Raw genomic sequence first — 22,765 nt, 5'->3', positions numbered from 1 at the left:
CTTATCCATTATTTTTGTTAGTCAATCCTAATTCGAGGGTCAACAATGCTCATGATGATATCGGATAATAGACTTCCTAATAATGTTAAGAATCCAAAAAGCATAACAAGTGCTGTAATTACACTATAATCACGCCCGCTTATAGCCTGAATGAACAATTGTCCCATCCCAGGATATCCAAAAATGGTTTCTATAAATACAGACCCAGTTAGAAGACCAGTGATCGTGAAACCCAAGAATGCTGCAATCGGTAACAATGAGTTACGGAAAATATGTCGTGAGTATACTTTATTGATCGGAATACCTTTACTTTTAGCAGTACGAACATAATCCATCGATTTTGAATCGATAACTTCTGTCCGTAAATACTGAATGACTCCGGTAGTAGCGAGCAAAGCATACGTAATCGCTGGCAATAAAATATGATAAAACTTACTCCAAAGATAACCACCTGTTCCAGAGTCGTATTTAATATCTACTGTACCACTTGTAGGGAACCAACCTAGCTCATAACCGAAGAAGAACAGGTTGATTAGTCCTAATACGAACGTTGGTATTGCGTATACAATAAAGCTATAAAACACGATCGATTTATCTAGAAAAGTATCATGGAATCTACCAGATAATACTCCTAGTGGGATTGCGATCAAATATAATAAAAAGAAACTTAGTAATGATAACCATAATGTATTCAATGCACGGTCTCCGATTAAATTCGATACCGGTACGTTAAATGTATAACTACGTCCGAAGTCTCCTTGAAAGGCATTTCCAATCCAGTTTACATACTGCACATACCATGGATCATAGAAACCAGCTTTAATACGAAGCTCTTCTACCCTGGAAGGATCAGTTTCTGGAGTAATTAGTCCAGTAAAAGGATCACCAGGCATAAATTTCGCCATAATGAATATCAAAAGACTAAGTACAAATAATTGTGGAATCATTACAAGCACACGTCTAATAATCGTTTTCCACATATTATATGCCCCCTTTATTCTGAACACTTTTTGCTACTTGATGTGTTTCGGAAACAGTTTGTAAGTCATATACTCTACCATTTTCATCATAATAATTATGGTGATTTGTTAAATAATCTACTTCTACTGCTCTTCGAATTTTCTTTCGTTCTTCTCGATTCATTGGATTTACTTCCGGAATTGCGGAAAGTAATCTCTTTGTATATATATGTTGAGGATTTGTATAAATGTCTTTCCGATTACCAGACTCTACAAAGCGTCCTTTATACATAATCGAGATATTATCACACATATGTTTAACTACTCCAAGGTCATGGGATATAAATAAGAAGCTTAAGCCAAATTCATCTTGGATATCTTTTAAAAAGTTTAGAACCTGTGCTTGAACCGATAAATCGAGTGCCGATACTGGTTCATCCGCGATTATTAGTTTAGGATTACTAGCGATGGCTCTTGCAATACCAATACGCTGCTTTTGTCCACCTGAAAATTCATGCGGATATTTAAATCTTGCTTCTTCACTCATACCTACAATCGCTAGTAATTCATTAATTCTTTTTCTTTCTTCACCAGGAGAAAGTTTTAAGAAGTTCCGAATAGGCTCTGCAATGATATCCTGCACTCGTTTACGAGGGTTTAGACTCGAATGTGCATCCTGAAAAATCATTTGAATGTCCCGGTTATAGGCTGAATTTCGCCCTCTCGCTTTGTTAGTAACATTTTCACCTTCATAAATAATGCTTCCAGATGTAATTTTTTCTAATCCGATAATAGACTTTCCAGTTGTAGATTTCCCACAACCTGATTCACCTACTAATCCATAAGCTTTACCTTTTTCAAATTCTAGATTTATACCATCTACAGCATACACATTGTCTACTACTGTATTGAAAAATCCCCCTCGAATTGGGTAATGCACTTTTAAGTCATTAATTTGCATGAAACTCATAGGGTATTACCTCCTTTTTCACTTTCAAAGTGAAAATGTTGCCAACAAGTACATCTAACTAGATGACCTGGAGATACCTCATGCAATGTTGGATTTTCCTCATGTGCCTTCGCTGGAATCCACGGAATACGATCTGCGAATCTACATCCTACTCTAGGTAATTTTACTAATGACGGAACCATACCTTGTATTACTTGAAGTTTTTCATTCTCACTATTCATTTGTGGGATAGAGTTTAATAGAGAACGTGTATATGGATGTCTTGGGTTTGCAAACAGCTCTTCCACAGGAGCCTCTTCAATAATTTGACCGGCGTACATAACCGCAACACGATCTGCTGTTTCTGCTACCACACCTAGATCATGTGTGATTAATATGATACCCGCCCCTGTTTCTTTTTGAAGCTCTTTCAATAGATCCAGAATCTGAGCCTGAATAGTAACATCAAGTGCAGTCGTTGGTTCATCAGCAATAATAATATTCGGTTTACAAGAAATCGCAATCGCAATAATAACACGTTGTCTCATCCCACCCGAAAGCTGATGTGGAAACTGTCTAGAAATTCGCTCTGGGTTTGGTATTCCAACTTGTTTTAACAGTTCTAAAACACGATTATTTCGCTCTTGTTTAGACATTTTAGTATGGTATACAAGACCTTCTTCAATCTGCTCACCAATTCTCATCAAAGGGTTTAAAGCTGATAATGGATCTTGGAAAATCATTCCTATTTCTTCTCCACGAACATTATTTAACTTCTCTTCTCCCAATTGCGCAAGGTTTTGCCCTTTATAAAGAATTTCTCCTTGAACTCTTGTTTTGTTATGATCGTACAATCCGATAATAGAAGTTGCTAAAGTAGATTTTCCACAACCAGACTCACCAACTACCGCAAGTATTTCATTTTTTCTTAAGTTTACGGATACCCCATCAACCGCATCATAATATGTATCCTTTATGCGAAAACCAGTATGTAAGTCTTTTATTGTTAAAAGATGATCTAAGTTGTTCAACGTATTGCCCCTTTCAGTCCTCGCTCATCAAAGTTTTTTAGAAGGATACTAGATTATAAGTTATTATATTTTTCTGTTTTTTGTTTGCTTATTGTTAAATTCTATTACAGTTCTGTTACAATCGCAATATCATTTTTTGATTATTTCCTTAATTTACTCTTTTTTGAAAATTAGGATATGTTTTAACACTAGTAATATCAAGACATTCTGAGCTCTTTTTATAGTTAGAAATATTTTTTTGAAATATTAATTATTCATCATATTTCACCAAATTATATCAATAAAATGTCATTCTACCTTCTAAAACACTAGCGTTTCAACACTTTAAAGCACTGAAATTTAACAACAAAAAAAGCATTTCCAAATTTTAACTTGGAAATGCTCAGGAAGAAAACTTCTATATTTTTTTGAATAAAATGCTTGCATTATGTCCACCAAAACCTAATGAATTACTCATAGCGTATTCCATGTCTGCTTTTCTAGCAGCATTCGGCACATAATCCAAATCACATTCTGGATCAGGTGTTTCTAAATTCATCGTCGGAGGTAGGATTCCTTCTTTCAAAGCTAGCACAGTGAAGATTGCTTCCACTCCACCTGCTGCTCCTAAAAGATGCCCAGTCATTGACTTTGTTGAACTCATCGCAAGCTTATATGCATGGTCTCCAAAGACAGTTTTCACTGCCATTGTTTCAAAATGATCATTATATGGAGTACTCGTTCCATGTGCATTAATATAATCAACTTGCTCTGGTGAAATTGTGGCATCATTCAGCGCTTGTATCATCGCACGAGCGGCACCTTCTCCGCCTGGAGCTGGAGCTGTAATATGATGCGCATCACCTGTGGAACCATATCCAATAATTTCTGCATAAATTTTCGCGCCTCGCGCTACGGCATGTTCATACTCCTCCAAAATAATAATCCCTGCACCTTCCCCAATGACAAATCCATCACGATTCGCATCGAATGGACGAGAAGCCGTCTTAGGGTCTGTATTTAATGTTAGGGCAGTACTCGAAACAAATCCTGCTACAGACATATGGGTAATTGGAGATTCTGCTCCACCTGTAATCATTACGTCTGCATCCCCACGTTCAATCACCTTAAATGCATCTCCAATAGAGTTTGTACCAGATGCGCATGCTGTAACCGAACATGAGTTAATAGCTTTGGCACCAAAATGAATAGACACTTGACCTGCTGCCATATCTGGAATCATCATTGGAACAAAAAATGGACTTACTCGTCGTGCCCCTTTTTCTAAAAAGACACGGAACTGAGCTTCATACGTTTCCATTCCACCTATACCAGAACCAATCCATACTCCTGTACGAAGGCCAACCTCTTCTGTAATGGTTAGATTTGCATCTTCCACTGCCATGATAGAAGCTGCTAATGCGTAATGAGTAAAGCGATCCATTTTACGCGCATCTTTTCTTTCAATATACTTTTCAATATCAAAATCTTTCACTTCAGCTGCAACCTTAGCTGCAAACTGTGAAGCATCTAGTCTTGTCAGCATACCTACACCAGATCTACCTTCTTTTATACCCGACCACGTTGTTTCAACATCATTACCTAGTGGTGTAACAGCACCTAAACCTGTTACTACTACCCTGCGTTTTGTCATGAATAATTCACCCTTCCAAATTGTTCGTTTATTTTCCCCATTTTAATGCAATTGCTCCCCAAGTTAAACCTCCACCAAAACCAACCATTACAATGGTATCATCGTCTTTTACTTTGCCATTTTTCACTTCTTCATTTAAAGAAAGTGGTATGGAAGCTGAAGATGTATTACCATACTTATGAATGGTTTTAGACATTTTCTCAATAGGTAACCCTAGTCTTTCTCTTGACGATTCCATTATACGAATATTAGCTTGGTGTGGAATTAGCATATCAATTTCTTCTTTATTTAATCCAGCTTTTTCTATTACATTTATCGCAGATTCACCCATTTGTCTAACGGCAAATTTAAAAACTTCTCGTCCGTTCATTTCAAGATGTGGACCTTCTTGTGATAAATACTTACCACCACTACCATCAGCACCAAGCTCGAAGGATAATATTCCACGACCTTCAGAAACTTTACTAACTACTGCAGCTCCAGCACCATCACCAAATAGAACTGCTGTGTTTCTATCTTCCCAATTAGTAATTTTAGATAGTTTTTCTACTCCCACTACAAGCACGTGAGAGTATGTATTCGCCTCAACAAATTGCTTCGCAGTTACTAGACCATATATAAATCCTGCACATGCTGCTGATAAATCCATTGCAGCCGCATTTGTTGCACCAAGTTGTTCTTGTAGCATAGTGGAAACACTTGGAAATGGGCGGTCTGGAGTTACTGTTGCTACAAGTATCAAGCCAATCTGATCGGCAGTAATTCCTGCATCTTTAATTGCATCTTTTGCGGCTTTTACAGCCATATGGGATGTATTTTCTTCTGGTCCCGCAATTCTACGTTCTTCTATACCAGTCATCGTTCTTATCCATTCGTCAGATGTATCCATTCTTTTTTCAAGGTCTTCATTTGTCAAAATATGTTCAGGTGCATATGTACCTAAACCAATTATTCCTGCGTTCATGAATGTTCCTCTTTTCTTATAATCTATTATTAGTACCTGGTATTAATAATAACGAATATATGTATATTTTTCAACAACAGAGTTTGTTTTACCAAATATTCTTTTGTAATATGCTATGCTATGGTATGATACATATATAAAATTAGCGCCTGAGGTGAAATTACATGCACTATATAATGACGGTATTTTGGTCAGTACTTTTAGTTTCTATGTTAAATTACGTAGTAAGCTCCGTACAGAACGTTGAGTTTATATTCATGGATGGTATTTTCATGTCTATTCCAGTAGCAATTTTGGTTCTGATTATCGCTGCAATCATTCCCGACGAACCAACAGCTAAAGCACAACACTAAAAAACAGCCTTCCAATAGGGAGGCTGTTTTTATGTTCCTGAGATTCCTAAGGATTTTGCGGGATTAGTTCGTATACGAGAATACTTGCTGGCTATACGAGAGATAAATACTCATATACGAGAGACATCTTCGATTATACGAGAGCGACTGACGTATACAAGAGCAGTTACAAGCTATCCGAGAGAGAAACACTCATATACGAGAGACATCTTCGACTATTCGAGAGCGACTGCCGTATACGAGAGCAATTACAAGCGCTCCGAGAGAGAATCACTCATATACGAGAGACATCTTCTGCTATACGAGAGAGCTTGTGCATTTACAAATCATTTACTTTTTGCCTTTAAAAAACCATAGATAAACCACAATTTAAATGTGAGTTTATCTATGGTTTAATTTTCACTAAACTTTATTAATCTTCAATCAAGACCTTTAGTTCATCCTCTTCCATTTTTGCCACTATCTTGCTTCCTGGTAATACGGTGCCGCCGATTAAAAGTTTCGCCACTGCTGTTTCTAAATAACGTTGGATATAGCGTTTCAACGGTCTCGCACCAAACGCAGCATCTGTACCTTCCTTAACAATCCACTGGACTACCGACTCATCCACTTGTAACTCAATTTCTTGTTCATGTAATCGTTTTTGAAGCTGTTTTACGTATTTTTCTGTAATCTTAACAAAGTGCTCCGTAGTCAATGAGTGGAACATGATTATGTCATCTAAACGATTTAATAGCTCCGGTTTAAAATGTTCATGTAATGCGCTCATGACAAGACTTTCTTCTTGTTCAGTGACTTTCCCCGTTGTATTAGCTAAATACCCTGAACCTATATTTGAAGTCAAAATAACAATCGTATTTGTAAAGTTTACGATTCTTCCTTGGCTATCCGTAATTCGCCCATCATCCATTAACTGCAATAAAATATTAGCCACGTCAGGATGTGCTTTTTCTATTTCATCTAGCAACACAACCGAGTAAGGATTTCTACGAACCGCTTCCGTTAATTGGCCACCTTCTTCATAACCGATATATCCAGGAGGTGCACCGACTAATCGAGAAACACTATGCTTTTCCATATATTCAGACATATCGATACGAATGAAATGCTCCTCAGAATCAAATAAATTAGCCGCTAATGATTTAGCTAGTTCTGTTTTTCCGACACCGGTAGGACCTAAAAATAAGAAAGAACCAATTGGTTTATTTGGATCTTTAATACCTGCTCTAGCACGCCAAACAGCTTCTGTAACTAATTGGACGGCTTGATCTTGTCCTACTACACGCTCTCCTAAAGTTTCTTTTAAGCGTAATAGTTTTTCTCTTTCCCCTTCTACGAGTTTAGTTACAGGTATGCCAGTCCATCTTGATACAATGGAAGCAATTTCTTCTGCTGTTACTTCTTCGCGTAGTAGACGAGCTTCTGGATCTTCATTTACTTGTTTTTCATACACTTGGAGCTCTTTTTCTAGTGATGGAATTTTCCCGTGACGAAGTTCAGCTGCTTTGTTTAAGTCATATTGATTTTCAGCTTCTTCTAATTCTCGACGATAGCGATCCAATACTTCTCGTTTTTGCTGAATTACTTGAATAGCATCTTTTTCTTGTTCCCATTTCGTTCGCATTTCACTAGTAGATGTCTCTAATTCTTTCAAATCTTTACGCAACTGCTCTAATCTTTTTTGACTTGCGGCATCTTTTTCTTTCATTAATGCTTGTTCTTCAATTTGAAGCTGCATCATTTTTCTTGTAACTTCATCGAGCTCTTGTGGCATTGAATCGATTTCTGTTCGAATCATCGCGCATGCTTCATCAACTAAATCGATTGCTTTATCTGGCAAAAATCGTTCTGTAATATAGCGATTGGATAGCTCGGCTGCTGCGACAATCGCTCGGTCATGAATTCGAACACCGTGATGTAGCTCAAAGCGTTCTTTTAGTCCACGCAAAATAGATACTGTATCTTCTATAGAAGGTTCTCTTACCATCACCTGTTGGAAGCGTCTTTCAAGTGCGGGATCTTTTTCAATATACATGCGGTACTCATCGAGTGTGGTAGCACCAATACAATGTAGCTCACCGCGTGCAAGCATAGGTTTTAGCATGTTACCAGCATCCATAGCACCATCGGATTTTCCAGCTCCAACTATCGTATGAATCTCATCAATAAATAAAATAATTTGTCCTTCACTATCTTTCACTTGTTTTAAGACTGCTTGAAGACGTTCTTCAAATTCTCCACGATATTTTGCACCAGCGATTAAGGAACTCATATCAAGCTCAAAGATTTCCTTCTCTTTCAAGCCTTCTGGTACATCCTTACGTACAATACGCTGAGCCAGTCCTTCTACTATGGCAGTTTTTCCTACCCCAGGTTCTCCAATCAGTACTGGATTATTTTTCGTTTTTCTTGAAAGAATTCGAATAACATCTCTAATTTCCTGATCACGACCAATTACAGGATCCATCTTCCCTTCTTTCACTGCAGTTACTAAGTTTCTTCCGTACGTTTCTAAAGGACTTTTTTCATCTTGTTGTTTCATTTGCATATACAAACCTCTCCTTACGAAATAGTTTGACCTTCTTTGACTAATTTAAGTATACGTCTTCCCAAATAACTTTGTAAAGAAATATGACTATAGACTTTACACTAAATAAATCATCTAAATATGCTATTATAAAAGAAAGTGCACACTTGAAAACGAATGTGAATGACTGAAAGGAAGTAATAATAATGAATGAACAAAGTTCCAATTCACAGGGCATACATGCACTATTCGAACAATTTGGAGCTAACTTAAAAGTAGATAAGGATCGCCCTATTTTTTTAGAAGGTGAAAGTGCAGAGGACGTCTACCTCATCAAAACAGGTACAGTTCGCATTAGTAAAGATACTCAAAGCGGTAAAATATTGACTTTAAGAATTACAGGAAATGATACATTTATCGGAGAAACATCTATTTTTTGCGAAACTGTTTATCATTCCGTCTCAGCCAATGCAATTGAATCTACTCAACTATTAGTATTACCACGTACGTCTTTGGAAAAGTATTTATCGGAAAGCTCTTCTCTCATGATGGAATGGGTTCAAATCATGCAAATCCATAATTTTAAAAACGAGACTCGTTTTAGAGATTTACTGCTCCACGGTAAAAAAGGAGCGTTATTGTCCACATTGATAAGATTAACTAATACTTACGGGGTAAAGCAGGAGGATGGCAGCATTCTTATTGATCATGCTATGACCAATCAGGAGTTGGCTAACTTCTGCGCAACTAGTAGAGAGGTCGTAAACCGAATTTTAAATGATCTAAAGAAAAAAGATGTACTTTCGTTAGATAAAGGAATGATTACGATTCATGATTTACATTTTTTGCGCACAGAAGTAGAATGTGATAACTGTCCACTGCATATTTGCCGGATTGACTAGTTTGTTAAGCTACTGAGCTATTTTCAGTGGCTTTTTTGTTGGAAAGATGAGGACTTAATGAGTGAAGTTAAGATCTTCTTGCGTGGAAATTGGATAACTTTTTGTGGAACTCGATCTCTTTTAAAAGTCATAACCTGTATCTTGCAATTATGATACTTAAGAGTAAGTCAAATAAATAGTTATCGTAAATTTATAAGTTCATTTTTATAAGTAAAAAAGCATTCCTTAAATAAGGAATGCAAGATCTATCAAGATTCAAATAACAGTAAGAAGTATCATTTAACTAAAATGGTTATATAAAATTATAGACCTTTAATCAATTCATTTAACGATATATCACTCATTGATTTTAAGCGATGATCTACAGTACAAAAATCCATATTATTAGTGATGCTATTCGGAACAACCACACACCTCATTTCTGCCAATGGAGCAATTGCTCCATTGGCAGAGTCTTCAAATACCAAACATTCTTTAGGATGTAACCCTAAGCATGTTGCAGCACTAATATATAATTCAGGGGAAGGCTTAACTTTTTCCACATCATCCGATGTTTTAATACATGAGAAATAGTCGAAGATATCTAGGTTTTTAAGTGCATACTAACCCACTCATAGTTGGAACTAGATGCTAACCCGATTCTTAGTCCTAGATTACTTGCTTCTTCAAGATAATCCCTTATACCCTCTCGGCAATCTACTTTTTTAAGACCCTCGATAAAATCTTTTCTAAATTTTTCTTTTAATTCTTCAAGATTAAATTTCGTTATTGAGTGTTCCGTTAGATAGGTAAATAGCGAAAAATTTGATTTAGTACCAATTCCCTTGACCCATCTCTCAAAAGGGAGTTCTACACTATGTGTATTGAAAATTTCTTTAAACATTTCATATTGATATGTTTCAGTATCTAATATGAGTCCGTCAAAATCAAAAATTACACCCTTGATCATATAATCTCTCTCCCATCACTAGAGGACTCTATCATTCAATCCGTGTACTCCGCTTCAATATAAAGTTTCACTCTTTCCGCAACTAAATAATACTTCGAATAGTGAAGAGGTTTATTTAATTTATCGCAAATAATTTTCTCCACAAAAATGACAGGTGAAACTCTACTTATTCCTAAATACTCACATACAGTCGGAGTTGGATGAAGGTATACTACCTCTTTTTTTACTTTGGTAAATTGAACGTGATATTCTTCCCTAATTAATTGAAAAGTAGATGTCTCATTTTCAATCTTCTTCTCAATATCTGGGTATAATTCTGTGGGAAGATAAGCATAATCTAAACTTAGTTGTCCGTCATCATCGCTGACCAGTCTGACGAGTTCTACAAATCTTGTGTACATATGCGAGAATTTTTTCGAAATTTTATCCTCGTCTATAATTATTTTTTTAGAAATAATTTGTTTTTCAATATTTCTATCTTCTGTAGAAAGTCCTTCTGTAAATCCTTTCAAATTTAAAATATGCAATTCAGTTATGCTAGCTTTCACAAAAGTTCCCTTTCCCCGAACCACTTCTATCACATTTTCTTCTATTAATTCTTTTATAGCTCTTCGAATTGTGATTCTACTAACATCGAACATTTTGCAGAGCTCAGACTCATTAGGAATCTTCGCTCCAGCATGCATCCCTTTGGATTTAATCATTTCTTTAATACTTGCCTTAATTTCATCATATAAGAAATTTGCATTACTTGTTGTATCTGATGTATTTTTTTTCATGTAAACCTCTCCTAGTAATTGTGCTTATAGTTATTTTACATAAATATTAAGAGAGATTATATTAATATCCTTTAAAGACTATGCGGATAACCAAATCCACCGTCTATTTGGCATGTCTTCTCAGCTGATAATGTTCCTATAGAAATAGCTTCTTCGATTGTATGATTGGATAAATAACTCACTAAAAAGCCACCTATTAAACTATCTCCAGCTCCCATAGTATCAATGACAGAAATGGGTCTTAATATTTGATAATAAGTTTTACTGTTATGAATAAACATAGCTGGATGCCCTCCTCTAGTCACACCAACTACCTTGAAATTAAATTCGCTCAAGCTATCCATAAACTCTTCTAATTCTACTGAGGACAACTCAGATGCAGAAAAGAAGGCATATGAAATGTAGGGAGCTACTTTTCTAATATAGTTCAAATCAAGCTGGTTTGAAAAATCATATGAAATTTCAATTAAATCTGCCAATTTTTCAAGCTCACTCTCCATGGATGAATAAACACTAACATGACATAAATCAAAGTCTTCTATAAATTTCAATTCTTCTATCGTAAGCTGTATTTTGAAAAGGTGTTGAACTGTGTTTTTAGGTCCCCCTACAAATATGCGTTCCCCTTCCTCAGTTAAAGAAACCTGTGGTAGCCCACTTATTCCTTTTGCATACCTGCAATGTAAATGGTCCACTCCTTCTTGATCAAGCGCATATTCAATGTGTTTTGCTATATCATCAGAACCAAAAATTCCAATATAAGATACATGTTCTGCGCCATTTTTCTTTGCACTAACTGCAACATTTACACAGTTTCCACCTGGATAATACTTCTTTTGATCCAAGTAACAATCTGCAACATTATCACCTATAGCTATAAGTTTCATAAGTTATTCCCCCTTATCCTTTCACAGAGCCTTCAGTTAGACCACGAACTAAATATTTTTGTAGTAAAATCAATAAAATAATCATAGGGATTGAAGCAATTACCATTCCAGCTAATAGCACTCCCCAATCAGTTCTAAGAGCGTCCCTGAATCCCATTAAACCTGATGGTATCGTTTTTAAGTTACTGGAATCAATAAACACAGTAGAAAATAAAAACTCGTTCCATGCAAAGTATGCAGTTAGAACAACAGTCGTAATTAGGATTGGTATAGATAGTGGAAGATAGATTCTATAATAAATTCCGAACTCACTACAACCATCAATAATTGCAGATTCCTCTAACTCTTTTGGGATACTCAAGAAAAATGCACGTATTAAGATAATACTCAAAGGAAGCCGATACGCTACATATGTAAGAATCAGGGCCCAATGGGTATTAATTAAATTCATCCATGTTAGGATTTCAAAAAGTGGTATCAATGCTACTTGTGGGTTCATCATTAAACCGCCAATGATAAAAATAAGTGCCACATTGACCCATTTGGTTTTATACCTAGACAAAGAAAATGCTGCCATAGACCCAATAAAAACCACTAGTAATATTGTAAGGGTTGTTACAAATAGACTGTTAAAAAAGTAGCTTGATATACCTTGTGACCATGCAGTAATATAATTCTCAAAATGCCAAACAGATGGTAAACTCCAGACATTATTATAAATCTCATCATAACTTTTAAAAGAGGAGATGAACATCCAATAAAGCGGATACAGAACAATAAAAGCAAAGAATAATAGACCTAACAAAAAGATATTTTTAGATACTTTACTACGCAAATCCGTCTTAGAGCGTACTTTCTGATCAAGAGCAACAGGAGACCTATTCAAAACATCTTCTTTCGTATTAAGTAATGTCATTTCATTCGTCCTTTCCAGTGCCGGACACTTTTATTTGAATTAAAGCAAATATAGCAGTCACTACAAAGATAAGGGTAGCTACAGCTGAAGCGTATCCCATATTGTCTTTTATAAATCCAAGTTGATACATATGCACAGATAATGTCATAGAACTAATACCAGGACCACCACTGGTAAGAATATATGGTTCATTAAAGACAAGCATTGAGCCTGTAACTGTTATCAAAATATTCACAAACATTGTTTCTTTTACTTGAGGTACTGTAATGTTAAAAAACTTTCGAATTCTACCTGCACCATCTATATCAGCGGCCTCATATAAGTCTTTCGGAATTTTTTGTATAGCCACAATGAATAGCATTGTAATGAACCCAACACTTTGCCATTGTGACATTGCAATCACAGCATAAATTGCTGTAGTAGCATTTCCTAACCAAGGCTTCGCCAGACTTTCAAGTCCAATTAATTCTAAAAAACTATTTAATAATCCCATCTGTGGGTTATAGATAAAGCTAAATAACAATGCGATAACTGAAATAGAAATCATAACGGGGATAAAATATATTACTCTTAAAGTAGGGGCTATTCTTCTAAATAATTTATCTTCTAGTATAGTTGCTAAAATCAAAGCAAAAAAAACTTGGAAAATTACTGAGATTACTGCATATTTTATATTATTCGCAAAGGAGGTCATAAGAATTTTATCTTCGAAAAGTTCTTTGAAGTATCTAGATCCTATAAACTCCTTAGTTTGAGAAAAAACACTAAAATCAAAAAAACTGTTAAAAAAATTTTGAACTATGGGGATATAAACAAATACCCCTAAAAAAAGTAGGCTAGGAAGTAAAAAAAGCACAGGAACTAGTTTTATTCTTTTAAGAATCATACAAGCAACCTTCCTTCTTTTTAATAAGCCCTAATATTCCATGAACATTAGGGCTTAAATTTAATAAAAAATGTTATTGAAGCTTCTTAACTGCTTGTTGGACCTCTACTATAATCTCAGCAGGAGTAATTTGTTTCGTAGCTAAACTTTGCCCACCACGCATAAATATATCCGCTACATTAATATCAACAGCATTATCAAACCAAACTGCAGTAGATGAAGAATCTAGTAAGATGTCATATGCTTCTAAACTAGTCGGATTTGCATTTTCTTCAGTTATTCCACCTTTAATAGCGTTTAATTGACCATCAACTTTTGTGAATTCCATAGCTGTTTCAGGTGAAGTTAAAAATTTCAAAAATTCCACAGCTTCAGGTGGAGCATTTTTACTTAGCATCCAGCCCTCTGGTGCACCTGTCAAAGCAGTTTGGTCTCCTTTACCTCCATCAATTGATGGGAAGTTAAAAAATCCAATATTTACATCACCAATATCTTGAACCATTTTTACTTCAGCAAATTGCATATAAAGAATCGGCACCTCTCCTGCAGCAAACATGTTTCTAGCAGCTTCATGATCGATTGCAGTTGAAACTTCGCCCATGTAAGAAGTAAGTTCTTGGAAAATTTCTAATCCTTTAATATAACCTTCATCAGTAAATTTAGCAGTTGAAGTATTATAATCTTGAGCAAGAATTTCTGGATCTACTATACGTTGGAAAATGGTACCAAGATAGTGAGAGATTGCCCAAGTATTCGTAAGTCCCTCCACTAAAGGTGTTTCATAACCAGCTTTTTGTAAAGAGTCAAGAGCATCAATCATATCATTATAAGTTTTAGGAACCTGAATATTATTTTCCTCAAAAATAGACTTATTATAGAAGAAAGCTTTTCCATCAACCGTGAACGGAACTCCGTAAGTGGTATCATCAAAAGTGAAACCATCAAATTGTGTTTCCATAAAATTCGAAGACCAGTCTGCATCTTCCTTAATAATATCATTCAGTGACATGATGCGATCGGAGCTAACAAGGTTTTCAGCAAAACTATGAGACCAAGAAGAAAAGATATCTGGTAGACCATCATTTGAGACTAATACGCGTATCTTCTCTTTATAAGAATCGTTTAAAACTGAGTCAACATTTATTTTTACGTTAGGATTTGCTTCTTGGAATTCAGCAATTTTTTGGTCATAAAATGATTTTCTTGGTTCATTTGGCCAACGGTGAAAAAAGTCAATTTCAACTATATCTTTATTATTCACACTAGCATTAGCAGGGGTAGTAGCCCCTTCATCAGAATTACAAGCAGCTAGAACTAGTAATAGAAGACCTAGGAAAGTTAAAAGACTAAGAATTTTCTTCACTATAAAACACCTCTCTCCTCGTTTAATAGATCCATAATATAAAAGCTAAGATTAGTTAATAGATTAGTATTCCATTTTCCACATATAGCGGCGTACAGATAGTGGATGACCTGTATGTTCTGCAAGTCCATCAGCGTAAACACGTAATACGGCTCCTGTAAGTGCAGGACCAAAGTATTCTTTCAAATCTTCATCAATTCCATCGTAGTTTAGGGTTTCAATATCTACTACTTCTACTTTGTCACTAAATTTTTTCACGAAATCCGATGCTCTTTGATCTAGTGGTCTGCTAGGCCCATCTCCCAATATCACTAGAAAAGGAACATCGTAATCTGTAATCTCAAATGGTCCATGGAAGAATTCACCTGAATGAATAGCATTGGAATGTTTCCATAGCATTTCCATCAGCAAACAACTTGTGAAAGAATATGCATGATGAATATAAGCACCACTAGCCATTGTATAAATTATATTTTCTCTCTTATATTTTTTCCCAAATTCATTACCTGCTGTGGAGAATAATTTTATATTCTTAGCCAACAATTCATCTAAATTAGATAACTGATTTAAAACACGAGAATATTTTTCATTAGGAGAGAGCGCTTGCAATAATTCAAAAATGAATGTATAAAACATTCCAACTTCACAATCTATTGCGTTTGAATCATCTTTATAATTATAATGCATGATATATTCTGCTTCTTTACACAAAGGTGAATCTACAAGCATTGAAATCGCTACAGTTAATGCTCCTTTCTCCCTTGCGAAACTTGCTGCCTCAACAGTTTCAGGGGTATTGCCAGAATGAGAGCGAACTACTACAAGACTATTTTCATTAAGTCCTTTGGGATTTCGATGAATAAATTCATTTGAGGTAAAAACATAACTAGGGACATTTGTCTCTTTACTAATAAAATACTCTCCAAATGAAAGTGAAGCCATTGAGCCACCACATGCAACAAAGAAGATATTTTGAATATTTCTTTCTTTAACAGCCGAAATTATTTTTTCAATTTGACTTGAGTGAACTCCACTCATTTTTACTTTCTTTCCTGCCTCTGCCTTATTCAACTTCTCATCCAATGTAAGTTGTTCTTGTGTCATTAAAACACCTCCGTTTTTTTATAACGTCATATGACGTTATATTAATTAATATAATAATTTAAAATATTTAGAAAAGTCAAGACATTTTTTTTTGAACTTTATTTTTTTTTATTTAAATCTACGTATTGCTAAACTTTCTATACAATAAGAGCCTTACTACACTCGAAAATGTAGTAAGGCTCTTATTTTCATTCAAAACGAGCAATAATAATTATTTTGTAAATATATATTGAACCTTGTGCTAACTTTACATTTTTATATAATTTCTTATTCTCTAAGAAAAACCGAGCAAAAAAACGCACGGTCCTTATAGTTCAAAACCTGTTTCTAACGTTTTCGAGGTGCTCTGGACAGACTTATTGCTTTAGTATTACCGAATGTTTTTTTAGAGCAGCTGGTCGTGACTAACGTCACGACCAGCATCTCTTTTCTCGGTAATCTTATAGCTTTTGTCTGTCCGTCGCCCTTCTTCAACTTTTATAAACAGGTTAATACATTTTTGGTTAACTAGAGAAAAGCTACTAACTATTCATAGAGTAAGCTCACGAAGATACAATTTCGTTCGCTATTTCGCTTCTTTATTTGGCAAACACTTACTATTTCTCTATACTTCCACTAGTACAAAAGAAATCCGCTTTCTTCCTCTATCATTGGATGATTGCATTTCTAATTCAAAATCCATTACAAATAATTTGACCAATCTTATCAGCTAAGCGATAAGCTATACTAAATCTCATAATCGGGTACTACACACTAATTGATTGAAGTGAAAGATGACATTCTTAGCCATAGTTCCTTTGTCTCCACCTGAAACGAAAATAAGTAGTATTATTCACTCTTAAATGTATTGGGAACTCAGTGTTCATGGTATATTTCTATTGTTCCTATTTAAAAAAAGTCGAACCATTAATGGATTCGACTTTTTGTTCTTACATATATCGCTATTATCTTACACCAAGTGCTATTTTAGCGTAGCGGGACATATTTTCTTTTGACCATGGTGGATTAAAGACAATATTTACATCTGTATCTTTTACTTCAGGCAGTTCACTAAGTGCTGTTTTTACTTGATCGACAATTTGTGGACCCATTGGACAACCGATTGATGTTAATGTCATTGTAACTTTTGCGATATCTTCATCTGCTAATTGTACATCATATACTAAACCTAAATTGACAATATCAATGCCTAGTTCAGGGTCGATAACGTTCTCAAGAGCGGCCATCATACTATCCTTCATATCTTGTTCTGCATCTTGACTCATTTTGAAAACCTCCTCTATTCTATATCTCAATCATATCAAACTCATCCGTTTATGCCAAACTGTTTGCAAGCCACTGCATAGAAGCTAGCATTCCTTTTCTTGATACTGCGTGTCCTGCTGTTTTCTCATTCATCAATACGATATTCTTTTTATCGTATTGTTTTCTTAGAGAAGCGATAAATCGGGAAGTTGGTTCATATGGTACTACAGGATCCTTTTCCCCATGCCAGAAAAATAATGGTGTCTCAATAAGGTTGTCCAGATGGCTTGATGCGTCAAATTTGGATAATGTGGCAAACATATTTTTTCGCTCATCTGCATTCAATGGTATTTTGAATCCTTTTTTCTCTACCGAAGCTATTTGTGCTTTTGCGAGCTCTACATAACCAGGCGTTCCCATCATAATGGCAGCAGCTTCAATCCACGGATAGACCGTTAAACAACCTAAAGTTGTGATTCCACCCATAGACGTCCCAGCTACACCAATTTTTTGATCTGTGAAATAGCCAAGTTGTTCTAATTCATGTTTAATAAGTCCAACTTCTTCAATGGTAGTTAAAACTATTTCCCAAAAGCGTAAACTTATTTCCACTTCATCTAATTTTTCATCTCGTTCACCATGTAAATGTGCATCTGGTAGAATGACGCGGCATCCTTGTTGAACAAGCTGATATGCGTAATGTAAATTATGTTCTTTCGCACTTTCAAATCCGTGTAAAAAGATGACAATTGGAGCATTCTTTTTAATTTCTTCATTATAGATATGTAATAACGGAATGCTTCCCCATGTCTCATCAGTGACTATCATTGATATCCCGCCTTTCTTCTATTATTATTCTACCAAAGTAATTTGGAGAGTACAAAGAGGTTGATTTATCCCGCATTAACGGGCAGTAAAATTAACTGCCCGTTAAAGCCCGAATGGTTCAGGCCAACAGGATGTTGGTCACTCAGGTGTTGCCGCACGAAGCGGCGTTGTTTGCCTGAGTTCATTTTTTTAATTAGTGGAGACGAAAATAACTCCACTAATTGAAGTTTCACTTTACATATTTTGACGTTATTCATTGAAAACGATACACTTTAAGGTAAGATAGAAGGGAGTTTTTTTATGAAACCGCATTTAATCGTGCTAGATTTAGATGGAACTTTATTGACCGATGAAAAGGTAATTTCAACCAAAACTAAACACATACTGCAACAAGCAAAAAACGAGGGACATGAAGTGATGATTGCCACTGGCAGACCATATAGATCCAGTGAAATGTATTATAAAGAGCTAGGTTTGAGTACACCAATTGTTAACTTCAATGGGGCATTTGTTCATCATCCTAGAAGTTCTTCTTGGAAAACTGTACATACTCCGATAGATTTAAAGGTTGTTAAACAAGTAGTAGAGGCTGTAGAAAGTTATTCCATCAAAAATATGCTCGCTGAGGTACTAGATGATGTGTATTTACATTATCACGATGAAAAAATACTTTCGGCTTTTTCATTAGGGAATCCACACGTAACAACGGGAGATTTAAAGTCTCTTTTGAAAACTGATCCAACAAGTTTACTCATCCATGCAGAAGAAGATTCAGTGGATTTAGTTCGTCAGCATCTAAGAGATGTACACGCAGAAGTAATTGATCATCGTCGTTGGGGTGCCCCATGGGATGTCATCGAGATTGTAAAGCATGGTTTAAATAAGGCTGTTGGATTATCACAAGTATCGGAGTTTTTAAATATTCCACAGGAACGCATTATTGCATTTGGTGATGAAGATAATGATTTAGAAATGATAGAGTATGCCGGTGTTGGAGTAGCAATGGGAAATGCCATAAGTCCTCTTCAAAGTATTGCCAATGAAATAACGTTAACAAATAATGAAGATGGTATTGCAGAATTCTTAATAGAAAGATTAAAATTAACTAAATAATTAGTTGCAGGAGGATGGGAAATGAGAATATTTGCTGATAGTGCTACAGATTTACCAAAAGCTTTCTTTGAAGATAACAACGTTCTTTTAGCGCCACTTAGAGTTCATATTGATGAGGATGAATATGAGGACATTATTGGTATTGATTCTTCTGAAGTTTACGCAGCAATCCGTGCAGGAAAGCATCCAAAAACTTCACAGGTTTCACCGGAATTATTTTTACGCTTGTTTGAGGATCTTGCAAAATCTGGAGAAGAGGGCTTATATATAGCATTTTCATCGGCCCTTTCTGGAACGTATAGTACAGCTGTGATGATGCGTGAACAGTTATTAGAAACTTATCCAGATTTAAAGCTAACGATTATCGATTCGCAATGTGCATCGCTAGGGTATGGTTTAGTATTAAAAGAAGCAGTTAAATTACGTGATGAAGGATTGGACAATGCTCAAATTATTGAAAAAGTACGTTTTCATGCAGAGCATATGGAGCATTTATTCACCGTGGAGGATTTGGATTACTTAGCACGTGGTGGGAGAGTTTCGAAAGCGAGCGCATTTGTTGGTGGATTACTTAATATTAAACCACTTCTTCATGTGGAGGATGGCAAGCTAGTTCCCCTTGAAAAAATCCGTGGGCGCAAAAAAGTATTGAAGCGAATGATTGATATGATGGACGAACGTGGTGATAGCATTAGTGAACAATCCATCGCACTTTGTCATAGTGATGATGAACCTACAGCACTAGATTTAAAACAAATGATTGAGGAAAGATTTCATCCGAAGAGTATTGAAATTCACTCCATTGGTTCTACAGTCGGAGCGCATGTCGGTCCCGGAACAATGGGATTATTCTTTTTAAATAAATTGGCTTAATTAAAAACTGTTCCCCTAATTTTTATGGGAACAGTTTTTTCATTTATTTTTTCTCTTCATCCAATCTACGCTGTTTCCCTTTTTTCCAAACAATGACTAAGAATAACATAAACAATAAATAAGCGATGGCCATTGCCGCAATGTAGGCACCATTTAGCCCTTTGTCTTCTTTAACTTGATACACTTCGACTATTTCTCTATCCAGTACTAAACGGTATGTACCATCATCGGTAGCACGGACTATATCCGATTCAAATAAACCACGTAGTTCCTTGTCTTCGCCTATTTCCTCTTTAGAGATGTCTATCCTTTTTGTCTCACTTGTATTATTAACAACAACGATAAATGTTTCTTCATCAGAGTATCGTTTATAGACGGCATAACCATCTTTATTTTCTAACAATTCCATTTTACCAGTTCGCATTGCTTCTGATTTTGTTCGGATGGAGGCCATGTCTTTTAAATATTCAATTAGCTCCTCATCTACACGGAAATTCATAATTTGGTGGCTATCTTGTGGATTTTGACCATTCATCGCTATTTCAGTACCATATGTCATATAAGGTACACCTGGTAATGTAAGAATAGTACCAATCGCCATTTTAATACGAGTTGGCGGGAACATATTCTCTATGGCACTATAATATGTAATTCGCTCGGTCAACAAATGATCCACCATTAAAAGATTATTTTCATTTGCTAAAGAAATAGACTCCGAAGGTAAATCTGTATTTTTAAAAGTGTCCCGGAAATCTAGCATTAGCTGTTCTGAATATTCCAGATCAAAATTAGCTTCTGACTCTTCAAGAGCTATGACATACATAGGATCGCGCACTTCTTTTACAGCTGCAATTAAATCATTAATAAATGAAGTCGGTGCCCCTTCTAACTCAGACAATTTAACACCATCAATTTTGTAGGTTTCTGCAAAATTTACGAGTGTATCTATAAGAGCTTGTTGTACATCAGTATTTGTCAAATCTAGATGCATTTGACCATCTTCTGTTGAGAGTATCCAATCTTTTTTCTCGTTATCAGCTGCCCAAATATGGTTCTCACTATAATTATTTAGAGGAAATTCAACCATAATCTTTAAATCTTTTTCGTGAGATTTGTCTAATAACTCGTTAAATTCTTTTGGAGTCCCAAAGTGTCTTTCCAATTCATCAAAATTTAAAACCCGCTTTCCATCATAGGATTCTGTTGCAAAAACAGGACCAATCGAGATAGTAGTAAAGCCCATATCGCTAATATGCGTCATTTTTTCCATAACACCAAGAAAATCCCCACCTGCGAATGCATTTGGATCTTTTGGGTCGACATCATAATCATTCGTTCCTATTTTATTGAAATAACGATCTACATATAGATCATAAATACTTTCGTTATGTATAGAGCTATTCGTTTCTGCATTGCTCACTTGAGTTGTCGCTAGGCAAAGACTACTCATCAGCAATCCAGTTACAATCCATTTTGTTAACTTCAAGGTAAATCCTCCTTTGACGCATATACATTTCATTTTAGCAAAGCTGTGTTTTAATCGCTATCGTTTCGCAATTAAAGCAATAAATATCTATAATATTTCGTCCAAACTGTGACAGGTTGCGAAGTAGTCACTAAAATCTGTTACCTATTGGTTACTCGCCCTTCTACTACGGTAGATACTTGCTCTATGCGACGATTAAAAAGCCCTTAAATGTTCGCAGATAGCCCATAAATCATCAATAGGAGCCTATAAACTTCGATATAGCCCTTAAATTTTCCACTTTAGCCCATAAGTGTAACGAAATAGTCCATAACATCGAACATATAGCCCTTAACACCACTACCCTTGTGACAAATTTTTATTCCAAAACAAAACCACCGATCATTCCGGTGGCTTTCCAGTTTTAAGGAATTCTTGAAGGATTTGTGATTGGTGTTCACCCAGAGAATCGGTGTTGTTTTTTTGTAGGCTGGCAATTACAAATGATGTGCCTACAAATGCAATCATTAGGACAATGACTAATATTAGCATTGTTATTCCCATTTGCTCCTCCTCCCTTCTTCTCTCTCAAAATACTAGAATATAGTTGAATTGAAAAGAAGCTTTCACTAAGTGAAAGCTTCCCAAAACCTATGCTAAAAAGTTGATACCCATTGGTAATTTGAATCCAAGGAAAAGTGCGATCAAAAAGAAAACAAATACTAACACTAAGAAAGTTGTGTACGGTTTCCCTTTTGCCTTTTTCACTAAAGTCATTTCCATCATTCCAATTACTAATATGCCTGCTAGGAATTTAAATCCGTAAAGCATTCCTTCACCAAAGTCCATGCCCTTGATGAACAAAGCAACCCCAGAAATGATGATTAGGATGTAGAACAAACGTAAAATCATATGAACTACTTTAGGTTTAGCAATCGCTAATGCTACAAAAAATAGGATTAGTGCGACTACCCAAGTGGTAATGTGTAAATCAGTTCTTGCTAGAAAATCCATTTTTTCCACCTCAATTATACTTGTA

General features: G+C 35.6%; 21 protein-coding genes and 1 pseudogene. 4 read left to right on the top strand and 18 right to left on the bottom strand.

Features of this window, described 5'->3' with window-relative positions; translation table 11 throughout:
• Positions 1–17: 17 nt before the first annotated feature.
• The 5 genes from opp4B to ACN6MX_RS04045 form a co-directional block, all read right to left on the bottom strand.
• Positions 18–980, bottom strand: coding sequence for an oligopeptide ABC transporter permease (opp4B, locus tag ACN6MX_RS04065; RefSeq protein WP_419961401.1), 963 nt, complete (start codon positions 978–980; stop codon positions 18–20).
• 1 nt (position 981) lies between these two features.
• Entirely contained in the window at positions 982–1,929 is a 948-nt protein-coding gene (locus ACN6MX_RS04060; RefSeq protein ID WP_419961400.1) for an ATP-binding cassette domain-containing protein, read from the bottom strand.
• Positions 1,926–2,939, bottom strand: a complete 1,014-nt coding sequence (locus ACN6MX_RS04055; protein ID WP_419961399.1) for an ABC transporter ATP-binding protein — start codon at positions 2,937–2,939, stop codon at positions 1,926–1,928. Before ACN6MX_RS04055 ends, ACN6MX_RS04060 begins: the two co-directional genes overlap by 4 nt.
• 397 nt (positions 2,940–3,336) lie before the next feature.
• Positions 3,337–4,572 (bottom strand): beta-ketoacyl-ACP synthase II, encoded by a 1,236-nt coding sequence (gene fabF / locus ACN6MX_RS04050; RefSeq protein ID WP_419961398.1) that lies wholly within the window; start codon positions 4,570–4,572, stop codon positions 3,337–3,339.
• 28 nt (positions 4,573–4,600) lie between these two features.
• Positions 4,601–5,536 (bottom strand): beta-ketoacyl-ACP synthase III, encoded by a 936-nt coding sequence (locus ACN6MX_RS04045; RefSeq protein ID WP_419961397.1) that lies wholly within the window; start codon positions 5,534–5,536, stop codon positions 4,601–4,603.
• Between the two features lie 164 nt (positions 5,537–5,700).
• Here ACN6MX_RS04045 and ACN6MX_RS04040 point away from each other — a divergent pair, with 164 nt between their 5' ends.
• Positions 5,701–5,889, top strand: a complete 189-nt coding sequence (locus ACN6MX_RS04040) for a DUF2929 family protein (protein ID WP_419961396.1) — start codon at positions 5,701–5,703, stop codon at positions 5,887–5,889.
• Between the two features lie 412 nt (positions 5,890–6,301).
• On the opposite strand, the gene ACN6MX_RS04035 is transcribed toward ACN6MX_RS04040, so the two are convergent.
• Positions 6,302–8,437, bottom strand: coding sequence for an ATP-dependent Clp protease ATP-binding subunit (locus ACN6MX_RS04035; RefSeq protein WP_419961395.1), 2,136 nt, complete (start codon positions 8,435–8,437; stop codon positions 6,302–6,304).
• A 185-nt stretch (positions 8,438–8,622) separates the two neighbouring features.
• Between ACN6MX_RS04035 and ACN6MX_RS04030 the strand changes: the two genes are divergently transcribed.
• A complete protein-coding gene (locus tag ACN6MX_RS04030) occupies positions 8,623–9,318 on the top strand; it encodes a Crp/Fnr family transcriptional regulator (RefSeq protein ID WP_419961394.1) in 696 nt (231 codons plus the stop codon).
• Between the two features lie 302 nt (positions 9,319–9,620).
• On the opposite strand, the pseudogene ACN6MX_RS04025 reads toward ACN6MX_RS04030, so the two are convergent.
• The 9 genes and pseudogenes from ACN6MX_RS04025 to ACN6MX_RS03985 form a co-directional block, all read right to left on the bottom strand.
• Positions 9,621–10,267: pseudogene (locus ACN6MX_RS04025) on the bottom strand (HAD family hydrolase).
• A 35-nt stretch (positions 10,268–10,302) separates the two neighbouring features.
• A complete protein-coding gene (locus tag ACN6MX_RS04020) occupies positions 10,303–11,046 on the bottom strand; it encodes a GntR family transcriptional regulator (RefSeq protein ID WP_419961393.1) in 744 nt (247 codons plus the stop codon).
• A gap of 71 nt (positions 11,047–11,117) precedes the next feature.
• Positions 11,118–11,933 (bottom strand): PfkB family carbohydrate kinase, encoded by an 816-nt coding sequence (locus ACN6MX_RS04015; protein WP_419961392.1) that lies wholly within the window; start codon positions 11,931–11,933, stop codon positions 11,118–11,120.
• Positions 11,934–11,946: 13 nt separating this feature from the next.
• Positions 11,947–12,849, bottom strand: a complete 903-nt coding sequence (locus ACN6MX_RS04010; protein ID WP_419961391.1) for a carbohydrate ABC transporter permease — start codon at positions 12,847–12,849, stop codon at positions 11,947–11,949.
• A gap of 1 nt (position 12,850) precedes the next feature.
• Entirely contained in the window at positions 12,851–13,732 is an 882-nt protein-coding gene (locus ACN6MX_RS04005) for a carbohydrate ABC transporter permease (protein ID WP_419962549.1), read from the bottom strand.
• 76 nt (positions 13,733–13,808) lie between these two features.
• Positions 13,809–15,098, bottom strand: a complete 1,290-nt coding sequence (locus ACN6MX_RS04000) for an ABC transporter substrate-binding protein (RefSeq protein WP_419961390.1) — start codon at positions 15,096–15,098, stop codon at positions 13,809–13,811.
• 63 nt (positions 15,099–15,161) lie between these two features.
• Entirely contained in the window at positions 15,162–16,202 is a 1,041-nt protein-coding gene (locus ACN6MX_RS03995) for an SIS domain-containing protein (RefSeq protein ID WP_419961389.1), read from the bottom strand.
• 944 nt (positions 16,203–17,146) lie between these two features.
• Positions 17,147–17,467, bottom strand: coding sequence for a metal-sulfur cluster assembly factor (locus tag ACN6MX_RS03990; RefSeq protein WP_419961388.1), 321 nt, complete (start codon positions 17,465–17,467; stop codon positions 17,147–17,149).
• A gap of 49 nt (positions 17,468–17,516) precedes the next feature.
• Entirely contained in the window at positions 17,517–18,275 is a 759-nt protein-coding gene (locus ACN6MX_RS03985; protein ID WP_419961387.1) for a prolyl oligopeptidase family serine peptidase, read from the bottom strand.
• Positions 18,276–18,575: 300 nt separating this feature from the next.
• Between ACN6MX_RS03985 and ACN6MX_RS03980 the strand changes: the two genes are divergently transcribed.
• Positions 18,576–19,388: a Cof-type HAD-IIB family hydrolase gene (locus tag ACN6MX_RS03980; protein ID WP_419961386.1), complete on the top strand. Its 813-nt coding sequence runs from the start codon at positions 18,576–18,578 to the stop codon at positions 19,386–19,388.
• 21 nt (positions 19,389–19,409) lie between these two features.
• Positions 19,410–20,261, top strand: coding sequence for a DegV family protein (locus tag ACN6MX_RS03975; protein ID WP_419961385.1), 852 nt, complete (start codon positions 19,410–19,412; stop codon positions 20,259–20,261).
• A gap of 43 nt (positions 20,262–20,304) precedes the next feature.
• Here the strand turns inward: ACN6MX_RS03975 and ACN6MX_RS03970 are convergent, their stop codons facing one another.
• From ACN6MX_RS03970 to ACN6MX_RS03960, 3 genes are all read right to left on the bottom strand, one after another.
• Positions 20,305–21,747, bottom strand: coding sequence for an alpha-amylase family glycosyl hydrolase (locus ACN6MX_RS03970; protein WP_419961384.1), 1,443 nt, complete (start codon positions 21,745–21,747; stop codon positions 20,305–20,307).
• A 381-nt stretch (positions 21,748–22,128) separates the two neighbouring features.
• On the bottom strand, positions 22,129–22,290 hold the full coding sequence (locus tag ACN6MX_RS03965) for a hypothetical protein (RefSeq protein ID WP_419961383.1): 162 nt from the start codon (positions 22,288–22,290) through the stop codon (positions 22,129–22,131).
• Between the two features lie 87 nt (positions 22,291–22,377).
• Entirely contained in the window at positions 22,378–22,740 is a 363-nt protein-coding gene (locus ACN6MX_RS03960) for a YisL family protein (protein ID WP_093537330.1), read from the bottom strand.
• Positions 22,741–22,765 lie beyond the last annotated feature (25 nt).

Source organism: Psychrobacillus sp. BM2, assembly GCF_048572895.1.
Taxonomy (GTDB): Bacteria; Bacillota; Bacilli; order Bacillales_A; family Planococcaceae; genus Psychrobacillus.
This window is presented reverse-complemented; position numbering and strand designations above follow the sequence as displayed.

Bases quoted from the DNA above. Each gene is read 5' to 3' on its own strand.
- opp4B (WP_419961401.1), bottom strand. From the start codon at position 980: ATGTGGAAAACGATTATTAGACGTGTGCTTGTAATGATTCCACAATTA.
- ACN6MX_RS04060 (WP_419961400.1), bottom strand. From the start codon at position 1,929: ATGAGTTTCATGCAAATTAATGACTTAAAAGTGCATTACCCAATTCGA.
- fabF (WP_419961398.1), bottom strand. From the start codon at position 4,572: ATGACAAAACGCAGGGTAGTAGTAACAGGTTTAGGTGCTGTTACACCA.
- ACN6MX_RS04045 (WP_419961397.1), bottom strand. From the start codon at position 5,536: ATGAACGCAGGAATAATTGGTTTAGGTACATATGCACCTGAACATATT.
- ACN6MX_RS04040 (WP_419961396.1), top strand. From the start codon at position 5,701: ATGCACTATATAATGACGGTATTTTGGTCAGTACTTTTAGTTTCTATG.
- ACN6MX_RS04035 (WP_419961395.1), bottom strand. From the start codon at position 8,437: ATGCAAATGAAACAACAAGATGAAAAAAGTCCTTTAGAAACGTACGGA.
- ACN6MX_RS04030 (WP_419961394.1), top strand. From the start codon at position 8,623: ATGAATGAACAAAGTTCCAATTCACAGGGCATACATGCACTATTCGAA.
- ACN6MX_RS04020 (WP_419961393.1), bottom strand. From the start codon at position 11,046: ATGAAAAAAAATACATCAGATACAACAAGTAATGCAAATTTCTTATAT.
- ACN6MX_RS04015 (WP_419961392.1), bottom strand. From the start codon at position 11,933: ATGAAACTTATAGCTATAGGTGATAATGTTGCAGATTGTTACTTGGAT.
- ACN6MX_RS04010 (WP_419961391.1), bottom strand. From the start codon at position 12,849: ATGACATTACTTAATACGAAAGAAGATGTTTTGAATAGGTCTCCTGTT.
- ACN6MX_RS03995 (WP_419961389.1), bottom strand. From the start codon at position 16,202: ATGACACAAGAACAACTTACATTGGATGAGAAGTTGAATAAGGCAGAG.
- ACN6MX_RS03990 (WP_419961388.1), bottom strand. From the start codon at position 17,467: ATGAGTCAAGATGCAGAACAAGATATGAAGGATAGTATGATGGCCGCT.
- ACN6MX_RS03985 (WP_419961387.1), bottom strand. From the start codon at position 18,275: ATGATAGTCACTGATGAGACATGGGGAAGCATTCCGTTATTACATATC.
- ACN6MX_RS03980 (WP_419961386.1), top strand. From the start codon at position 18,576: ATGAAACCGCATTTAATCGTGCTAGATTTAGATGGAACTTTATTGACC.
- ACN6MX_RS03975 (WP_419961385.1), top strand. From the start codon at position 19,410: ATGAGAATATTTGCTGATAGTGCTACAGATTTACCAAAAGCTTTCTTT.
- ACN6MX_RS03965 (WP_419961383.1), bottom strand. From the start codon at position 22,290: ATGGGAATAACAATGCTAATATTAGTCATTGTCCTAATGATTGCATTT.
- ACN6MX_RS03960 (WP_093537330.1), bottom strand. From the start codon at position 22,740: ATGGATTTTCTAGCAAGAACTGATTTACACATTACCACTTGGGTAGTC.